Origin of the sequence: Providencia sp. Me31A, assembly GCF_050487165.1 — a bacterium.
GTDB lineage: Bacteria > Pseudomonadota > Gammaproteobacteria > Enterobacterales > Enterobacteriaceae > Providencia.
This window is the reverse complement of sequence record NZ_JBKQGZ010000005.1, coordinates 45,879-63,042: the sequence shown is the minus strand read 5'-3', so window position 1 is coordinate 63,042 and position 17,164 is coordinate 45,879. Positions and strand designations below refer to the sequence as shown.

General features: G+C 40.3%; 14 protein-coding genes and 1 pseudogene. 9 read left to right on the top strand and 6 right to left on the bottom strand.

The window, feature by feature from the left end; all coding sequences use genetic code 11:
* From prfA to ACLPIE_RS05355, 4 genes and pseudogenes are all read left to right on the top strand, one after another.
* Nucleotides 1-1,083: a peptide chain release factor 1 gene (gene prfA / locus ACLPIE_RS05370; RefSeq protein WP_430260370.1), complete on the top strand. Its 1,083-nt coding sequence runs from the start codon at nt 1-3 to the stop codon at nt 1,081-1,083.
* Entirely contained in the window at nt 1,083-1,916 is an 834-nt protein-coding gene (prmC, locus tag ACLPIE_RS05365; protein ID WP_430260368.1) for a peptide chain release factor N(5)-glutamine methyltransferase, read from the top strand. Before prfA ends, prmC begins: the two co-directional genes overlap by 1 nt.
* Nucleotides 1,917-1,939: 23 nt before the next feature.
* A pseudogene (sirB1, locus tag ACLPIE_RS05360) lies at nt 1,940-2,749 on the top strand (invasion regulator SirB1).
* A 154-nt stretch (nt 2,750-2,903) separates the two neighbouring features.
* The gene (locus ACLPIE_RS05355; protein WP_430260366.1) at nt 2,904-4,031 is read left to right on the top strand and encodes an ABC transporter substrate-binding protein; all 1,128 of its coding nucleotides are present in this window, start codon (nt 2,904-2,906) and stop codon (nt 4,029-4,031) included.
* A gap of 110 nt (nt 4,032-4,141) precedes the next feature.
* On the opposite strand, the gene ACLPIE_RS05350 is transcribed toward ACLPIE_RS05355, so the two are convergent.
* On the bottom strand, nt 4,142-4,630 hold the full coding sequence (locus ACLPIE_RS05350; protein WP_430260364.1) for an isochorismatase family protein: 489 nt from the start codon (nt 4,628-4,630) through the stop codon (nt 4,142-4,144).
* A gap of 372 nt (nt 4,631-5,002) precedes the next feature.
* Here ACLPIE_RS05350 and kdsA point away from each other — a divergent pair, with 372 nt between their 5' ends.
* The 3 genes from kdsA to ACLPIE_RS05335 are packed head-to-tail and all read left to right on the top strand — an operon-like array spanning nt 5,003 to nt 7,527.
* Entirely contained in the window at nt 5,003-5,857 is an 855-nt protein-coding gene (gene kdsA, locus ACLPIE_RS05345; protein WP_430260362.1) for a 3-deoxy-8-phosphooctulonate synthase, read from the top strand.
* A 12-nt stretch (nt 5,858-5,869) separates the two neighbouring features.
* Nucleotides 5,870-6,772 (top strand): TIGR01212 family radical SAM protein, encoded by a 903-nt coding sequence (locus tag ACLPIE_RS05340; RefSeq protein ID WP_430260360.1) that lies wholly within the window; start codon nt 5,870-5,872, stop codon nt 6,770-6,772.
* 20 nt (nt 6,773-6,792) lie between these two features.
* The gene (locus ACLPIE_RS05335) at nt 6,793-7,527 is read left to right on the top strand and encodes a tetratricopeptide repeat protein (RefSeq protein WP_430260359.1); all 735 of its coding nucleotides are present in this window, start codon (nt 6,793-6,795) and stop codon (nt 7,525-7,527) included.
* A gap of 80 nt (nt 7,528-7,607) precedes the next feature.
* Here the strand turns inward: ACLPIE_RS05335 and dauA are convergent, their stop codons facing one another.
* The 5 genes from dauA to ACLPIE_RS05310 form a co-directional block, all read right to left on the bottom strand.
* Nucleotides 7,608-9,317 (bottom strand): C4-dicarboxylic acid transporter DauA, encoded by a 1,710-nt coding sequence (gene dauA, locus ACLPIE_RS05330; RefSeq protein ID WP_430260357.1) that lies wholly within the window; start codon nt 9,315-9,317, stop codon nt 7,608-7,610.
* Nucleotides 9,318-9,998: 681 nt separating this feature from the next.
* Nucleotides 9,999-11,165 (bottom strand): phosphatase PAP2/dual specificity phosphatase family protein, encoded by a 1,167-nt coding sequence (locus ACLPIE_RS05325; protein WP_430260355.1) that lies wholly within the window; start codon nt 11,163-11,165, stop codon nt 9,999-10,001.
* 193 nt (nt 11,166-11,358) lie between these two features.
* Entirely contained in the window at nt 11,359-13,125 is a 1,767-nt protein-coding gene (locus ACLPIE_RS05320; protein WP_430260353.1) for a bifunctional alpha/beta hydrolase/class I SAM-dependent methyltransferase, read from the bottom strand.
* Between the two features lie 9 nt (nt 13,126-13,134).
* Entirely contained in the window at nt 13,135-13,758 is a 624-nt protein-coding gene (locus ACLPIE_RS05315) for a CDP-alcohol phosphatidyltransferase family protein (protein ID WP_430260351.1), read from the bottom strand.
* Between the two features lie 229 nt (nt 13,759-13,987).
* Nucleotides 13,988-14,791, bottom strand: a complete 804-nt coding sequence (locus ACLPIE_RS05310; RefSeq protein WP_430260349.1) for an AraC family transcriptional regulator — start codon at nt 14,789-14,791, stop codon at nt 13,988-13,990.
* 152 nt (nt 14,792-14,943) lie between these two features.
* On the opposite strand from ACLPIE_RS05310, the gene ACLPIE_RS05305 reads away from it, so the two are divergent.
* Both ACLPIE_RS05305 and ACLPIE_RS05300 read left to right on the top strand, forming a co-directional pair.
* Complete coding sequence (locus tag ACLPIE_RS05305; protein WP_430260347.1) at nt 14,944-15,894, top strand: 4-hydroxyproline epimerase; 951 nt, start codon at nt 14,944-14,946, stop codon at nt 15,892-15,894.
* A 9-nt stretch (nt 15,895-15,903) separates the two neighbouring features.
* Nucleotides 15,904-17,151 (top strand): NAD(P)/FAD-dependent oxidoreductase, encoded by a 1,248-nt coding sequence (locus ACLPIE_RS05300; RefSeq protein WP_430260345.1) that lies wholly within the window; start codon nt 15,904-15,906, stop codon nt 17,149-17,151.
* The last annotated feature ends 13 nt before the right edge of the window (nt 17,152-17,164 follow it).

Sequence of the window (17,164 nt, the reverse complement as noted above, 5' to 3'; positions counted from 1 at the left end):
ATGAAGCCTTCTATTGTCGCAAAACTAGAAGCATTACAAGAACGCTACGAAGAAATTGAAGCGCACCTTGCCGATGCAGGTGTAATTGCCGATCAAGACCGTTTTCGTGCTTTATCAAAAGAATATGCTCAATTATCTGATGTAGCTAAATGTTTTAGCGCATGGCGCACAGTGCAGGAAGACATCGACACAGCACAAATGCTGTTAGATGATCCTGAAATGAAAGAAATGGCGAGTGAAGAGCTAAAAGAAGCCAAAGTGCGCAACGAAGAACTTGAACAACAACTGCAATTGTTGTTACTTCCAAAAGACCCAGATGACGAATATAACTGCTTTGTGGAGATCCGCGCAGGTGCTGGTGGTGATGAAGCCGCAATTTTTGCGGGTGATTTATTTCGTATGTACAGCCGTTATGCGGAAAATAACCGTTGGCGTGTCGAATTAATGAGCACCAGTGATGGCGAGCATGGTGGCTATAAAGAAGTTATCGCTAAGATTTCTGGTGATAGCGTATATGGTCGCTTAAAATTTGAATCTGGTGGTCACCGCGTGCAGCGCGTTCCTGAAACGGAATCACAAGGTCGTATTCACACATCAGCCTGTACTATCGCGATTTTACCTGAATTGCCTGAAGCTGAATTACCTGAAATTAATCCTGCGGATCTTCGCATTGATACTTTCCGTTCATCTGGGGCAGGTGGTCAGCACGTTAACACCACAGACTCTGCAATTCGTATTACCCACCTTCCAACTGGAATTGTGGTGGAATGTCAAGATGAGCGCTCACAACATAAAAACAAAGCAAAAGCGATGTCAGTACTCGGTGCGCGTATTCGTCAAGCGGAAATGGATAAACGCCATGCAGCAGAAGCGTCTGAACGCCGTAACTTATTAGGTTCGGGAGATCGTTCTGACCGTATCCGCACCTATAATTTTCCGCAAGGGCGTGTGACAGATCATCGTATTAACTTAACGTTATACCGTCTGGATGAAGTGATGGAAGGTAAATTGGATTCATTGATTCAGCCGATTATTAATGAATACCAAGCAGACCAACTTTCTGCACTTTCTGAGCAGGAATAATGCAATACACAGAGTGGCTTAAGCAGGCAGTCAGCCGACTGTCTGTGAGTGATAGCGCAAAGCGAGATGCAGAAATTCTACTAGGGCACGTAACAGGACGTAGCCGTGCCTACTTGTTTGCTTTTGGTGAAACAAAGCTGAGTACAGAAGAATATAAACAAGCCGAATCATTGTTACAACGACGAGAAAAAGGCGAGCCTATCGCCTATATTGTTGGTGAACGAGAGTTTTGGTCACTCCCACTTTATGTCTCCCCAGCTACATTGATCCCTAGGCCTGATACGGAATGTATTGTCGAACAAGCGCTAGTTCGGCTCCCTAACTCTACTAACCAATTATTAGACTTAGGGACGGGGACAGGAGCAATTGCTTTAGCGTTAGCCTCTGAATTGCCACAAAGTAGCGTTATAGGTGTTGATTTTAATCCAGATGCGGTTGCCTTAGCACAGCGAAACCAACAGCGTTTGAATATTTTAAACGTACAATTCATGCAAAGTGATTGGTTTACTTCACTATCCATTCAACAATTTGATATGATTATAAGTAACCCTCCTTATATTGACGAAAATGATAGTCACCTTAGTGAAGGTGACGTGCGGTTTGAGCCTTTAACGGCATTAGTGGCTAAAAATGCAGGTTTAGCTGACTTAACTCATATTATTAGTGAGTCGAGGAGATATCTTAAACACCAAGGTTGGCTGCTTCTTGAACATGGTTGGACACAAGGTTCGGCCGTGCGTGATTTATTTAAAAAACATAGGTACACCAAAATCGAGACTTGTTTTGATTATGGTGGGCGAGAAAGAATTTCACTTGGTCAATGGAATGATTAAGCGAGAACAGCAGTGGGTAAGTAATGAAAGCCATAGCAAATATAGAATTTAATCAACTTCCTCTAAGTGAAGGGATCATGCACGTTTCTAAATGTATCCGTCACGATTTTCCGTTGATGAAAGTACAAGCTCAATTAGATAGATTAGTTTCATCTGCGAAAGCCTCTATCGATTTACAAGCAGATAATACAACAAAAATCGAACAACTTATTACGTTGTTTTATCAGGAGTGGTCATTTGGTGCCGCAGAAGGTGTCTATGAGTTATCAGATATGCTGTGGCTTGATAAAGTACTGTCTTCTAAGCAGGGGACGCCGGTTTCTTTGGGGGCTATCTTTTTATATATTGCTGAACGATTAGAGATTATGATCGAGCCGGCAATTTTCCCGACACAACTGCTTTTTGTGACGGAAAAGCGTGATGGTTCACAATGGTTTATTAATCCTATGAATGGAGAGTCGTTATCTTTACATACACTCAATATGTGGTTGTAAGGTACGGTAGACCCTTTTTCTGAACTTTTTCATGACCGACTTGATGTCGCTGAAAACAGTGTTGTTATTCGTAAAATCTTCGGCACGTTAAAAGCTGCATTAATGGAAGAGAAAAAAATGGAGCTTGCGTTAAAAGTTTGTGAAACGCTTCTGACTCTTGACCCTGAAGATCCTTATGAAATTCGTGATCGTGGGTTAATATTGGCTCACTTAGACTGTAATCATGTGGCACTCAGTGATCTCAATTATTTTATTGAGCAATGTCCTGAAGACCCAGTGTCTGAAATGATTAAGATTCAAATCTATTCACTGGATGATCATCCCGTGGTACTGCATTAATTAGCGACGGGTTCTTTGGCGATTCACCAACATGACCGAGTATCATGCTTAGCTTAGGATTGAGCCTAAAAAATATAATATTTTTGTGAGTAACTTTTTATTGATGATGTTAATGATAATTGTTATCGTTAGCGTCATTAATGGAGAGTACAACATGAAAAATAAATATCATCTGCTAGCAATATCTGTTTTAGCATTACTTCCTTTCACGATATCAGCAACGACATATCCAGTAACTGTGACGGATGCTGACGGCCAAAAAATCACGTTGAAACATGAGCCTAAGCGTGTTGTATTGCAAGATGGGCGGGACATTCTAACCTTAGCATTACTGGATAGAAGTAACCCATTCGAAAGAGTGGTCGCTTGGAATAATAACCTAAAAAAATCAGACCCACAGACGGTTGCTTTATTGGAACAAAAGTGGAAATCCAATATAAATGCGATCCCTGACATGGGTTTTAATGACAAAGGTGAAGTCAATACTGAACAAGTTATCGCACAGAAACCCGATGTTTTGATTGCTCAATTAAGAGCAAAACCCGCTTTAGAAGGCTCTGGGGTAGTTAGTCGATTAAAAGATGCCAATATACCGATTATTTATATTGATACATTCTTAGAGCCTATAAAAAACACCAAAGAAAGTGTTGATCTTCTTGGGGTTATTTTAAACAAAGAAAGTGAAGCAAAAGCATACACTGATTTTTACCAGCAACATTTAAGCAATATTCAAAGTAAAACACAGTTAATTAAGCAGAAGCCACGTGTATTTGTAGAAGCAAAGGCTGGGGCTAATGGTGATAGTTGCTGTTTTACACATAACAATGCAGGTTGGGGAGGCTTGGTGCAGGCTGCTGGCGGCGATAATATTGGTAGCCACTTCTTACCGGGGGCTTCAGGCGTTGTCTCATTAGAGCAAGTCATTAGTACTAATCCTGATGTTTATATTGTAACAGGGTCACGTTGGGTTAATAAAAATAGCATAGCCGCGCCATTTGGTTATGGGGTAACTAATAAAGAAGTACAAGAAGGCTTTAATCGTTTGAAAAGCCGTATTGGTTTTAGCCAAATTAGCGCAGTAGAAAATAATCGGTTATATGGCGTATATCATAACTTTTATAACCATCCATATAACATAGTTGGTTTAGAGTATTTAGCGACGTTTATTTACCCAGAGCAGTTCTCTGAATTGAAACCTGAAGATACTTATAAAGAGATAATTCAAAAATATACGACACTTCCAAGTGCAGAGGCTATTTGGGGTGCAAAAGCAGTTAAATAAAATCAATTGAGTGTTTGAGCCGTTAGCATTTTAAGTAACCCCCAATAGTTGGACAACCAATTGCTGGGGGGTTTATTTGCTGTATCAATATTAGGTGATGGGCGGCAACTTCAAACAACGTTGACGATTCGGGATAAACCTCGCAATGCAACGGTATGAATGACGGGGGAAACACTTGTACAGCAACCGCTTAATACGGTTAACTTATATTTTTTTGCTTGCTCGGAAATTGCTGTAAATAGCACGCAGTTTTGAGTCATCATCCCACATAACTCAATATCACTAATATTATGAGCCATCAGTAAATCATCAAGTTGAGTGTCATCAAATGAGTTACCATGCTGTTTAGTCACAATAAAATGTTTTGTAGAGAGCTTGGTTAAACTTGATATCAGCTCACAACCTTGTGTTGTTTCATCAAAAAAAGCAGCGCCTTGTGGTGATAAGTGCTGAACAAAGATAATGATATAACCATTCTTCTCATATTCTGAGATCTTATCTGATATATGTTTCACCGTTTCATCAATATTCCATAATGGAAATTGTCCATCAGAAAGATAGTCATTCTGTGCATCTATGATAACTAATGCTTTATTCATAATTCCTCGGTTATTTAGCTTAAGTTGAGTTTAACTATGAAATAAGACGACGGTAATGACAACCACTTTAATAAATATCAGTTATGAGTAACGTAAATCTATCCTTTGTATGATAGGTAATGACAACCATTAAAGCGCGACTAATGACAAGAAACGAAGGTTAAGAGTGTAGAGATTGGGAGCGATGTTTTATTATGTGCAATGATAACTTATAATGTTCTGAATATAGTAATATATTAACTTGTAATGCACAGATTAGAATACAAAAATACATTTTTACGATTTCGTTTTTCATGCGGCTAAATTGACGATACATCTATATGGTTTATGAAAAACAATCACTTAAGATATAATTATATTTAAGGTAAGAGCATGCAACAGAAAGTAGTCAATATCGGTGATATCAATGTCGCAAATAACTTGCCGTTTGTGTTATTTGGTGGGATGAACGTGCTTGAGTCACGTGATATGGCGATGAAAGTATGTGAACACTATGTCACTGTAACACAGAAATTAGGCATCCCTTATGTGTTTAAGGCATCTTTCGATAAAGCCAACCGTTCTTCTATCCATTCTTACCGTGGTCCAGGGTTAGAAGAAGGAATGAAAATATTCCAAGAATTGAAACAAACATTTGGTGTTAAAATTATTACTGATGTGCATGAACCAGCGCAAGCAGCGCCTGTTGCAGAAGTGGTTGATGTTATTCAGTTACCAGCATTCTTAGCTCGCCAAACAGATTTAGTTGCTGCGATGGCAAAAACAGATGCGGTCATTAATATTAAAAAACCGCAGTTTATTAGCCCAGGCCAGATGGGGAATATTGTTGAAAAATTTATCGAGGGTGGCAACGATAAAATTATTCTTTGCGACCGTGGGTCAAACTTTGGTTATGATAACTTAGTTGTTGATATGCTAGGTTTTAATGTCATGGTGCAGTCATCTAAAGGTTGTCCTGTCATTTTCGACGTCACTCATGCATTACAATGTCGTGACCCATTCGGTGCGGCATCAGGTGGCCGCCGAGCACAAGTTGCAGAGCTGGCAAGAGCAGGGATGGCGGTAGGTATCGCTGGCTTATTCCTTGAAGCGCATCCAGATCCAGACAATGCACGTTGTGATGGCCCATCAGCGTTACCATTAGATAAGCTGGAACCATTCTTAAAGCAAATGAAAACGATTGATGACGTAGTCAAAAGCTTCCCAGAGTTAGATACCAGCCGTTAATTTTGGCGATATATGCAACTTACTGAAGTCGTTTCTATGTTCGGCGCTGATTTACAGCGCCGATATGGTGAGAAAATTTTTAAAATTACCTTACACGGTGGTTTTAATTGTCCGAATCGTGATGGCACTCTTGGGCGAGGTGGCTGTACTTTTTGCAATGTGGCATCCTTTGCAGATGAAAACCTATCTTCCCAAGCGATTAGTGAACAAATTAATTCTCAAATCAATCGTATTTCTCGAGCTAAGCGCTACTTGGCTTATTTCCAAGCTTATACCAGCACCTATGCAGAAGTTACCTTATTAAAACAGCTATATGAAGAAGCACTACAGCAAGCTGATATTGTTGGGCTATGTGTGGGGACTCGTCCAGACTGTGTACCTGATTCAGTATTATCTTTGTTGGGTGAATATCAACAACAAGGCTATGAAATTTGGCTAGAGCTTGGTTTGCAAAGTGCTCATGATAAAACACTGCATCGAATTAACCGAGGTCATGGTTTTGACGCTTATCAACAAACTACCCAAAAAGCTCGTCATCTTGGGTTAAAAGTTTGCACTCATTTGATTTGTGGGCTGCCAGGTGAAAATGCACAAATGAATATGCAAACACTCGATAAAGTCCTCGAATGTGGTACGGATGGTATCAAACTTCATCCTTTGCATATTGTGGAAGGGAGTGTGATGGCCAAAAGTTGGCGTGCTGGACGGCTAGCGACTTTGTCTTTGGATGAATACACGCAGATTGCAGGGGAAATGGTACGCCATACTTCTACTGATATTGTTTATCACCGCATTAGTGCCAGTGCGAGAAAACCAACACTGCTTGCCCCAGAGTGGTGCGAAAATCATTGGGTTGGTATGAATAATTTGTACCAATATTTTTTAGAATATGGTGGGCAAGGGTCAGCACTTTAGTTAATTTAACGAAAATGTTTATGGTAGCGAACTTTAATAAAACAGTAATTACACTTTTTTTCTCTCTTCTTTCTCTTCAGTCTGTGGCTCAGTTCGATCTTACTCCAGAAGATAAGCACCTTTTTGCACAAAGAAAACAACAAGCAGTGAATAAAGATGCGCAATCTCAGTATGAGTTGGCTGAGATGTATTTCACTGGAAAAGGCGTACTCCAAAACGTTAATAGTGCACGTTTATGGGCAAATGAAGCAGCAAAAAGTGGTAATGCTGATGGTTATGCATTGTTAGCTGATATATCTCTGTTTAATGATAGCTATTTTAAACATGAATTTATTGATGCTAGGAAATACGCAACGAAAGCTGTTGAGCTTGGAAGCATTAAAGGCAAGATAAGTTTGGCTACATCGCTGATTAACCCAATTGGAGGCCAGACGGACTATGTTCAGGCCATTAAGCTCTTAGATGAGATAGTGGCGCTAAATAACCCCGAATACGTTAATGCACCGATTCTATTAGGTATTATTTATATGGATGGTAAAGGTGTACCTAAAGATGAAGAAAAAGCGTTACAGTGGTTTGATAAAGCAAATGAACTGACTTATCCGGGCTATGGGCAATGGATGGCGGCTTTTTGGTTTTCAGAAGATAACACAGGAACAGTGACTATCGACCAAGAGAAAGCTAAAAAGTTAAGGTTGCTCGCCTGTGAAGAAGGAAAAAAAGCAGGCAGTGAGATGTTTTGCCTTAGTGATTAGTCTATTACCGCCACCTTATTGTTTTAGATTAGGTGGCGGTTAATGATGGTCAGCTAACGAATATACGACCGATGAGTTTCTTAGTTTGGCTGTTTGGCTTGCTCAATAGATTTAACTTCTTCAAGTGCGTGATCCATTGAATTATAGAAGCTTAATACCCCTTCAATTGGTGAAATTTTCGCGCGTGCTAGGGTCTTGAGTGGTTGGAACGGTATATCACACACGACAATATGCGTATCTTTACGTACTGCATCAATAAATTTTTCAAATGCTTCTAAGCCACCAGCATCCAGTACAGGCACGGCATCCCACTGCATTATAATCGTTTCATAACCTGTACTTTTAACGCGCAGCTCATCAAAAATACGTTCAGCTGCGGCAAAAAATAGCGGCCCATTGATACGAACAACCAAGCGCTTTTTCTCTTCATCTGTCTCTGTTAACTGTGTTGAACGGGTCATATTAGCAATACGACGCATAAAGAGTAATGAAGCTAGTACGATCCCAACCGTAATTGCGATAACCATGTCAAATAGTACAGTCAAGGACATGCAAAGGATCAAAACAATGATGTCGTCTTTCGGGGCGCGTTTAATTAAATACATTACTTTACCCGCTGCGCTCATATTCCAAGCAACAATCAATAATAAAGCAGACATGGCCGCAAGGGGTAAATAAGAAAGCATTGGTGCAAGTACAAGTAAGGTAAGTAGTACTAAAATTGAGTGAATGATGGCTGAAATAGGTGACGTTGCACCCGCTCGCACGTTAGCTGCGGAACGGGCAATCGCTGCTGTAGCCGTGATCCCCCCAAAAAAAGGGGCAGCGATATTACCGATACCTTGACCAATAAGTTCACTATTTGAGTGGTGTTTTTTACCTGTCATGTTGTCTAGCACAACGGCACACAATAGTGATTCAATTGCCCCTAAAACAGCCATAGAAAAGGCAGCAGGCATTAAGGCAGTGATCATTGCCCAGCTAATAGGGGCACTTCCTGGTAATTCCCACGGTAAAAGAAACTGAGGGAGGATAGGTGGAATACCGTTACCTTCTGCACCATCTGGGAGTAAATAACTGAATTCAGAACCAATAGTTGCGGCTTCCATGCCAAACAGTGAAAGTACCCACATAACAATGGTACCTACAACAAGCGCAGGCAGATGGCCAGGAAATTTCAGTTTTAGCTTAGGCCAGAAGATCAAAACCAGAAGCGTTGATAAACCAATGAGGGTGTCGCTATATTGAAATGTTGGGAATGTGTTTACGATAGCTATCAATTTATCGACATAGTTTTCAGGGACATGCTCCATTTGTAGACCAAAGAAGTCTTTTATTTGCATGGTTGCAATGGTAATGGCAATACCTGATGTGAATCCGAGCGTTACAGAAACAGGAATATATTCAATAAATTTACCAAAACGGGCAAACCCCATAGCGAGGAGAATGATACCAGACATCAGTGTGGCAACCAGCAACCCACTTAGACCAAACTGTTGCGAAACAGGGTATAAGATTACCACAAAAGCGGCGGTAGGGCCGGAAACGCTATAGCGAGAGCCACCTGTGACAGCAATAATAATACCTGCAATGGCGGCAGTATATAAGCCATACTGTGGGGGAACACCACTGGCGATAGCTAAAGCCATAGCTAATGGGATAGCGATGATACCAACGGTGATACCAGCAATTAAGTCTTTAACAAAGCGAGCAGCAGTATATTTTTCTTTCCAACAAGAATCGATTAATGCGCTAAAAGGGCGCAACCTATTAATTTTTTTTGTACTCATTATACCCTACCAAATAACAGGGTGAAAAATAAACGAAAATGTATCTATAAGGATACGCTTAGCAATATTAAAAAATCTGTTATGCATCAATGAATCTACAATTATCATAACGTTTTCAGTAACAAAAGTAAAAAAGTGGCATATTACAATTGAAATAGAGTAATTTTATTTACTTCGGCTGACTGAATTTATGCATTGATTATGATATTTTTAATTAATACTTTTGGTAATATAAAATAATAAACTATAAATAGAATAATAATCAGCATTATAATCAGTCATAGAATATTATTGTCACTAAAAACCACACCCATAGTAGCAAAACGGAGCATAGTGCTCGGATGAAAAGTTGCTTGGTACCATGCCAGCGTTGTTCCATACTTCGATTTTTTATTTTACTCGGAAATAAAAAAATTAATGCATTATCAAAAATTTTAGTCTCTTTTTGTCGGTAAATGATTTTAAAAAAATGATAATCAAGCCAAAGACGATAAATATAGTAATGGTTGATTAAAAATATAATGACAGCGATGAATAAATAATATTTATTATAATTAAGATAGAGAAATAAACTGAACTGTAAAATACAAGCCAATACCGACCCTACGGCTAAATAGCGCCAGCTATTAGTGAGTGTAATAATGACATCTCCATGTCCCTTACTCATCAATGTACTCATCATTAATAGCCTAGTTTGCAATGAATATACACGGAACCGTTTTGAGCGAGCTTATCCATAGTATGCACTGATTGTTCAATATCTTCTGCGCTTAGTGGTAACAAATCAATCTGTGGTTGGCTACAGTATTTCAGCCCTTTACTGTGAGAATTGCGAGGCCATTCGCAAGTCATATCTAAAACAGCTTGTGTTTGCAAAGGATAAAGCGGACGACCCCCCAAAACAATATGTTCATTGGCAACATCCGGTTGCGCACAATGTTTGGCAAAGTAATGATAAGTCCCCCAAGCAATCAGTCGATAAGGCAGTAATAGGATGGCTGCTGAGGGGGAAATGTATCCGTCAGGGGTTTTCTGGAAAACGCTGGCTCCTGCACCTAAATAGCCAATGGTAATAAAGAGTAGGGCCACAGCAGGCCATAATAGTACCCATGCAATGCCTTGGATGTAAAAAGCCAATATAAAACAAGCTAGTGAGCCTAGTCCGTAGTTTTTACTCATTTTGAAACTGCGGGGAGTTCCTGTGTAATGCCATTGCCAACGGGTTTGTATCGGTAACAGATAACAAATTAATATGCCAACTGTAAAGCCTGTTATTACATCAATAAAATGATGCTGCCATGTGGTCAGAACAGAAATTAATATTAATATAGACCAACTATGGAGCAACCAGCGCCATTTTGCTGGTGTATGGGCTTGAAAGCGTAACCATAAGATCCACAATAAAATAATATGCAAGGACGGAGCTTGGTTAAATGGCAAATCGAATAATTCTAAGCTGTCAAACATCCAACCGAAAAGACCATCGGTTTTAGGGCGAGGAAAACTAAACCTGAGGGGGAATAACAGGAAACCAATACAAGCCACTATTGAGGCAACAATAAGCCGTAAACCATGGATTGCTTGCTCTTTACGGGTTGTGCAAATGAATAAGGATAACCCATACATTAAGTCAATACTCCAATAGGGAATAATGCTCCAAGGAAGAAAAGGGATGTGTGTTTCCCAAGAAAAAACCACGGAAGGAACATTGCTCAATGTTGCTGTATAAGTATTAACTTGCCCATAAGTTAGAAAGAAAAAAGGGGCTAAGAAAACCAGCCATAGCAAGCCATATAACAAAATTTGGCGGCGAGGAGGGGATTGCTTACAAATAGAAGTTGCAGTCATAGTCCTTTATCTTCGTCCTTCAAATACTAATGGGTTAGCTACAAGGTGAGTTATAGAGAGTATAGCAATATCAAATCGACGTTTAGGGTGAAGCATAGATGCTTTGGTAATAACAAACAATTGTAATAACTAAATCAAGGTTAACACGAGGTGATTGACGCTATAACCATCAATCACCGGTAGTGAAAATAGGTCAGCGGCGTCTGGCTATTGATACACTGAATATTCCCCAGTTATCGATAGACTGATTTAGCTTTTCAAAACCTGCATCTTCGACTAAGGCATCCATTTCGCCTTGGCTTCGGCAACGCATTACCCATGCTTGCCCTCCTTGATGGCTTGGTAAAACGCGCGCAATCATTTCAACCTGAGGGTGCCATGGTTGGCAGGTGTAAATAAGGAGTCCTCCTGAAGGGATTGCACGTGATAGCCCGTTTAGTGATTGCTTAATTAATTCATTACTTGGGAAAAGTTCATATAACCCACTAACGACGCCAATGGTTGGTGGAGGGGTCACAGATGCAAGAGAATCGGTATCGAAAGCATTGCCTTCAATGAATTGAATTTTATCCTCAAGATAGCGTTCTTTGATATGTAAACGGCCTTGTTCAACATTAATGGGGCTATAATCGCGTAATAAAACGGATTCAACCTTGCCATAGTCATTGATGGCATCAAAGATATAGCGACCTTGCCCAGCAGCAATATCCATAATACGAACAGGGGTTCCGGTATTGGTTAAGTCACGGATAGCTTGGCGCAAGGTATTTTCAATATTGACTTTACGTTGGCGTATTCCCTGCCAGCCAATACTGTTGAGATATTGCCGGTCAATAACTCGACCCAATAAACCTTTGCCCTGTGCTTTGTCACGGTACACATAGTCAAGCGTAGAGCCGGAATCAAAGCCTTTATCATAGCCAATGCATATACCTTCAGAGGCTTTGCCTAGGGTACTCATTGACTTGCTCATGATTTTGTAAGCAAGGTTTTTAGGGCACCATTTGGGTAACGGTGTCATTAATGAACGGTACTGCTCAGCACTGATGCTCCAAGTATCTTCATATTGATAGTCATGGCGATAAACAGGAAGGGTAAATAACTTACCAATAAATTCGCGAATTTTTTTAATTGGAATATGACGCTCTTTTTCCCCTAATGTATCGTGATAAAAACCTGACAATACATGTTTTTCTTTAATCGGCGTATTTAGTCGTTCGAAAAATTGGTGTTGGGGGCGATGGTGAACAACATGGTCACTGCCAGAAATAAATAGTTGAGTTGGTAGGGTAATGGCTCCAGCATCAGCAACCACTCTATCGGCTGTTTTATACAGTTCGAGTAGAATATTGACCGCAATTGGGCGCGTAATTAATGGGTCGCGATTAAATGAATCAATTCGTTGTTCATCGTGAGTGAGAAATTTGGCTTTCACATAGGAGTTCACATAAAACAAGCCTCGCGCTTTTTGCATTAAAGCAAGCCCCGTACGTGCAAATGGTACATACAATTTAACTTTAAATGCAGGGGATGCGAGCACCATTGCACGGATTTTGGGGGCATAATCATGTACCCAAGCAGACACTAATACAGCGCCAACGCTTTGCCCAATAACAACAATATTTTCTAATGAGATTTGGTATTGAATGGAGACATAGCGAACAAATTCATCCACATCACTGATTGATGTTCCTAGTGATGGACTATAGCCTCTTGGCCCCTCATTTCTACCGTGTCCTCGTGCATCCCACGCAAACATAGCGTAGTCAGGTAAGTTTAATTCATCAACTAAATGAGCAACACGGCCTGAATGCTCGTGACCTCGATGGAATAAAATGATGGCTTTATTTGTGGGTGCTTCTGTTGGCCAGTGACGATAAAACAGTGGTGTATGGTCACTGGTGGTGAATTGTGATTCGATAACAGTGCGTTGCGTCAGATAGTCTGTCTGAGCGTTCATAATTATTCCTTAATTATTATCCATAGCGGTTTTTAATTGAGAAAGTGCACGGCGGATACGGTTGTAGCAGGTATAAAAAAGCAACAATGATAAAATAACGAATAGGTAGGTTATCCAACTCGATAATAAAATGTGAGGGAAAAGGCCGGTAACAAGTCCAAGGGTACCAAAAATAAAGGCGCGGTCACTTTTCCCAATCGGCCCATCATAGCGTCTTGAAGCCCCAATGGCTTGAGCTGTAACACCAATAAATTCTGTTAGCACGGTTAGCAATAAGATCAGTAATATCAGCCAGAAAGCTTGCGGAAAAAGAAATGCAAATGGGAGATACAGCGCGATATCGGAAATAATGTCGCATAACTCATTTAAGAATGCGCCAAGGTGACTTTTTTGGTTATGTTCTCGAGCCAGCATGCCATCAATGGCATTAAGAGCCATGCGGATAAATAATACAAAAGGCAATAAAATGAATAAACGAGGGTTGGGAATAAAAAGTAAAAGGGCCCCAACAATAACAGATAAGAGTAATGCAGCAATAGTGACTTGGTTTGCTGTCACATTGGCTTTAAACAACTTGTTGACTAATGGGCGAAGTAGATCTTGAAATTTAGGTTTCAGATCATAAATAGTCATTAATTCATCCTTTCACACGGCTGCAATCATATGCAGGTTTGAGACATATCAATACGCTATTCATTAACAGTCGCAATAAGAGCTATCTTAAGTTAGAGAGATAATTGGATGAGATGATTAGACGAATTAATCTAAAAAATTGAATTTAAATGTGAAATTAAAACATCAACGAAAGCTAAACGATATTACTTGAAATGGAATAAAGCCGAATAATTTCATTGGTAATTAATCAGGCAATTTGTTTTTGCTTATCCATTGATGAGCGCATTCGTTTAAATTGGCTGGGAGTCATCGTGGTCATTTCTTTAAATTTACGACAAAAAGCGCTGTGGTCTGCATACGCACATTTAGTTGAAATTTCAGTAATAGAAAAGTCATCTTCCAATAATTCAATGGCGTGTTCTAAGCGTTTTTTCTGAATATATTGTTGAGGTGTGATTAGGAAAATGGCTTTAAATTGACGATTTAGCTGGGAAAGTGATAACCCTGAAATGTCTGCAAGGGTGGTCATTTTAATCGCAGTATCAAAATTGGCACTAATATAGCGTTCAACTCGGCTAAGTTGGTTATTCAGTTTGGGGCTAACAGACTTCACATCTTGCAAGTCAACTGAAATACCAGCTACGCCAATAACTTGGTTACGGGTATTAAAAATGGGTACTTTTGTAGTTAAGCACCAGCCCAGCAAACCAACCTTATACAGATGAAGTTCTAGCTTATTTATGACACTGATTTTCTTTTCCATCACTAAGTAGTCTTGTGAGCTATAACTTTGCCCTAACTCAGAGTGAAAAATATCTTCTGCACTTTTCCCTATAACACCGTTCACGCTGTCAATTTTGCAGCGACTGGCGAGATTATCATTCGCAAGCAAATATCTCGCATTATGGTCTTTTACAAAAAATGTTACGTTTGGGAGTGTATTAATCAAGGGCATGACTAGACCTAAATGATTAAGTAAAACATCAATATTATCAACGGGAAATAGCATATTTTCCTGACTAATCAACAATAATTTATTTAAATTGATCATGCTGCTCTCCGAAATATTAAATTAATTTTATTAGCTTTCTTAAATATTTTTAGATTGTGCAGAAAAACGCATAAGTTCGTTAGAAAGATATCAAGAGCTATTAACAATAATCAAGCATTCTATTAACAAATCTATAAATAGGATGTTAACTAATGCAATCACAATATAAAAAAATTGAAGTTATAGATTCCCATACAGCAGGAGAACCAACGCGCTTAGTGATCAGCGGGTTTCCTGAGTTAGGTGATAAAAGTATTGCGAAGCGGCTAGCGTTACTGCGTGGTAACCATGATGATTGGCGTCGCACAACGATTCTAGAACCTCGGGGGAATGACATTCTTGTTGGGGCTCTCTTATGTAAACCTCAAAACCCAGCGGCAGCAGCAGGCGTTATTTTCTTTAACAACGAGGGTTACCTTGGCATGTGTGGTCACGGCACAATAGGTTTAGTGGCTTCATTACATTTCTTAGGTCAAATTTCGTATGGAAAGCACCTCATTGAAACACCCGTTGGGGACGTGACGGCTGAACTACATCAAGATGGCAGTGTCAGTATCCAAAATGTTTACTCATATCGGTATCGTAAAGCGGTACAGGTTAATGTTCCCGAAGTTGGTGCCATCACAGGCGATATTGCTTGGGGGGGCAACTGGTTTTTCTTAGTTGAAAATTCACCTATCGCAATTAGTTTTCAAAATATTAAAGCCCTTACGGACGTTTGCTTGAAAATTAAACAGGCACTACTAGATCAAGGTATTTTAGGGAAAGACAACCAAGAAATTGACCATATTGAGTTATTCGGCTCACATCCAACAGCAAATAGCCAAAGTTTTGTATTGTGTCCTGGCGGTGCTTATGACCGCTCACCTTGCGGTACAGGAACCAGTGCTAAGCTAGCTTGTCTAGCCGCAGATAAGAAACTAGCTGCAGGCGAAATTTGGCATCAAGCCAGTGTCATTGGTAGTCAATTCCAAGCCAGTTTTCAGCATGCCGATGCAGATGGCATAGTCCCAACTATCCGTGGAAATGCCTATATTAGCGGAAAAAGCACCTTGTTAATTGATGCGCAAGACCCATTTCGTTGCGGAATTTCGGTGGCGTAAGGAGAGGGGATGGAACGCAAATATTCAGTGATAGTCATCGGTGGCGGCATTGTCGGCTTAAGTATTGCACTGACCATACAAGCGACAGGTAAGGCCGTATTACTGCTTGATAAAGACGAGATTGGTTCTGGTGCATCATTCGGCAATGCAGGGCATATTGCGACAGAGCAAGTTTTTCCTATTGCAGACCTTTCAGTTTTAAAATCAATTCCGAAAATGCTCCTAGACCCTCTTGGTCCTTTGCGTTTGGACTGGCGCTATTTGCTGCCTTTAATGCCTTGGTTGCTCAAGTTAGTGGGCAATATGCGCCATAAACCATTTACACATATTCATCAGGCATTGACGACGTTGAATAGTGCTGCGTTCGATGCGTGGCTTACGTTCACCCAGAAATGGCAACTTGATGATTTGGTCAAAATAGAGGGTTCACTGCTAGTGGCGGAAAATAGTGCTACCTTCGATAAGCTTGGCCAACACAGTGATTATTTGAACGGTATCGGTGTGCAAAACCAGCTAATTGGGCAAGCCGAATTACTAAAACGTGAACCTGCACTTTCATCTAGCCAGATAGGGGGTATTTTTTATCCACATACGGGCCATGTGATTAATTTGGTTGAGTTGCATGAAAAATTAACTCAAGCATTCATACAGGCTGGTGGTGCGGTATTAACGCAATGTGAAGTGACCGCAATTGCATCAACATCAAATAAGGACGCGGTTTTGACCACCACGCAGGGCACATTTTCCGGGCAAAAAGTGGTGATAGCGGGAGGCGCATTTTCAAAGTCCCTTGTCAAAATGGTGAGCCGCATCAATGTGCCATTGGAAACTGAACGTGGCTATCATCTAATGTTACCTCAAGAATATGGGCGCTTGAAGATCCCTGTTTCCAGTATGGACAGGCGGTTTATCATGACACCGATGTCAGGCGGTTTACGTCTTGCTGGCACAGTTGAATATGCGGGGTTAAAACGCCCAGCAAATATGCAACGTGCTCGGCATCTTCTCCCTTTGGCAGAGCCTATGCTCAATGAGCCACTTAACAGCTATCAAGCAACTCAATGGATGGGGTTTCGTCCGTCAACGTCGGACTCTTTACCTGTCATTGATCACAAGGGGCCTTATATTTTTGCATTTGGTCACCAGCACTTAGGACTAACTCAAGCTGCTATTACAGCAGAACTCGTTAATTGTTTAATTCATGAACAGCCGACACCAATCGATTGTTCTCTTTTTTCTATTGAGCGTTTTCTTTAATTTTGAGGGTAAT

What these genes read in the sequence shown, in the direction of transcription:
- ACLPIE_RS05305 (WP_430260347.1), top strand. Translation starts at nt 14,944, where the DNA reads ATGCAATCACAATATAAAAAAATTGAAGTTATAGATTCCCATACAGCA.
- prfA (WP_430260370.1), top strand. Translation starts at nt 1, where the DNA reads ATGAAGCCTTCTATTGTCGCAAAACTAGAAGCATTACAAGAACGCTAC.
- ACLPIE_RS05320 (WP_430260353.1), bottom strand. Translation starts at nt 13,125, where the DNA reads ATGAACGCTCAGACAGACTATCTGACGCAACGCACTGTTATCGAATCA.
- prmC (WP_430260368.1), top strand. Translation starts at nt 1,083, where the DNA reads ATGCAATACACAGAGTGGCTTAAGCAGGCAGTCAGCCGACTGTCTGTG.
- ACLPIE_RS05310 (WP_430260349.1), bottom strand. Translation starts at nt 14,791, where the DNA reads ATGATCAATTTAAATAAATTATTGTTGATTAGTCAGGAAAATATGCTA.
- dauA (WP_430260357.1), bottom strand. Translation starts at nt 9,317, where the DNA reads ATGAGTACAAAAAAAATTAATAGGTTGCGCCCTTTTAGCGCATTAATC.
- ACLPIE_RS05355 (WP_430260366.1), top strand. Translation starts at nt 2,904, where the DNA reads ATGAAAAATAAATATCATCTGCTAGCAATATCTGTTTTAGCATTACTT.
- ACLPIE_RS05300 (WP_430260345.1), top strand. Translation starts at nt 15,904, where the DNA reads ATGGAACGCAAATATTCAGTGATAGTCATCGGTGGCGGCATTGTCGGC.
- ACLPIE_RS05350 (WP_430260364.1), bottom strand. Translation starts at nt 4,630, where the DNA reads ATGAATAAAGCATTAGTTATCATAGATGCACAGAATGACTATCTTTCT.
- kdsA (WP_430260362.1), top strand. Translation starts at nt 5,003, where the DNA reads ATGCAACAGAAAGTAGTCAATATCGGTGATATCAATGTCGCAAATAAC.
- ACLPIE_RS05340 (WP_430260360.1), top strand. Translation starts at nt 5,870, where the DNA reads ATGCAACTTACTGAAGTCGTTTCTATGTTCGGCGCTGATTTACAGCGC.
- ACLPIE_RS05325 (WP_430260355.1), bottom strand. Translation starts at nt 11,165, where the DNA reads ATGACTGCAACTTCTATTTGTAAGCAATCCCCTCCTCGCCGCCAAATT.
- ACLPIE_RS05335 (WP_430260359.1), top strand. Translation starts at nt 6,793, where the DNA reads ATGGTAGCGAACTTTAATAAAACAGTAATTACACTTTTTTTCTCTCTT.
- ACLPIE_RS05315 (WP_430260351.1), bottom strand. Translation starts at nt 13,758, where the DNA reads ATGACTATTTATGATCTGAAACCTAAATTTCAAGATCTACTTCGCCCA.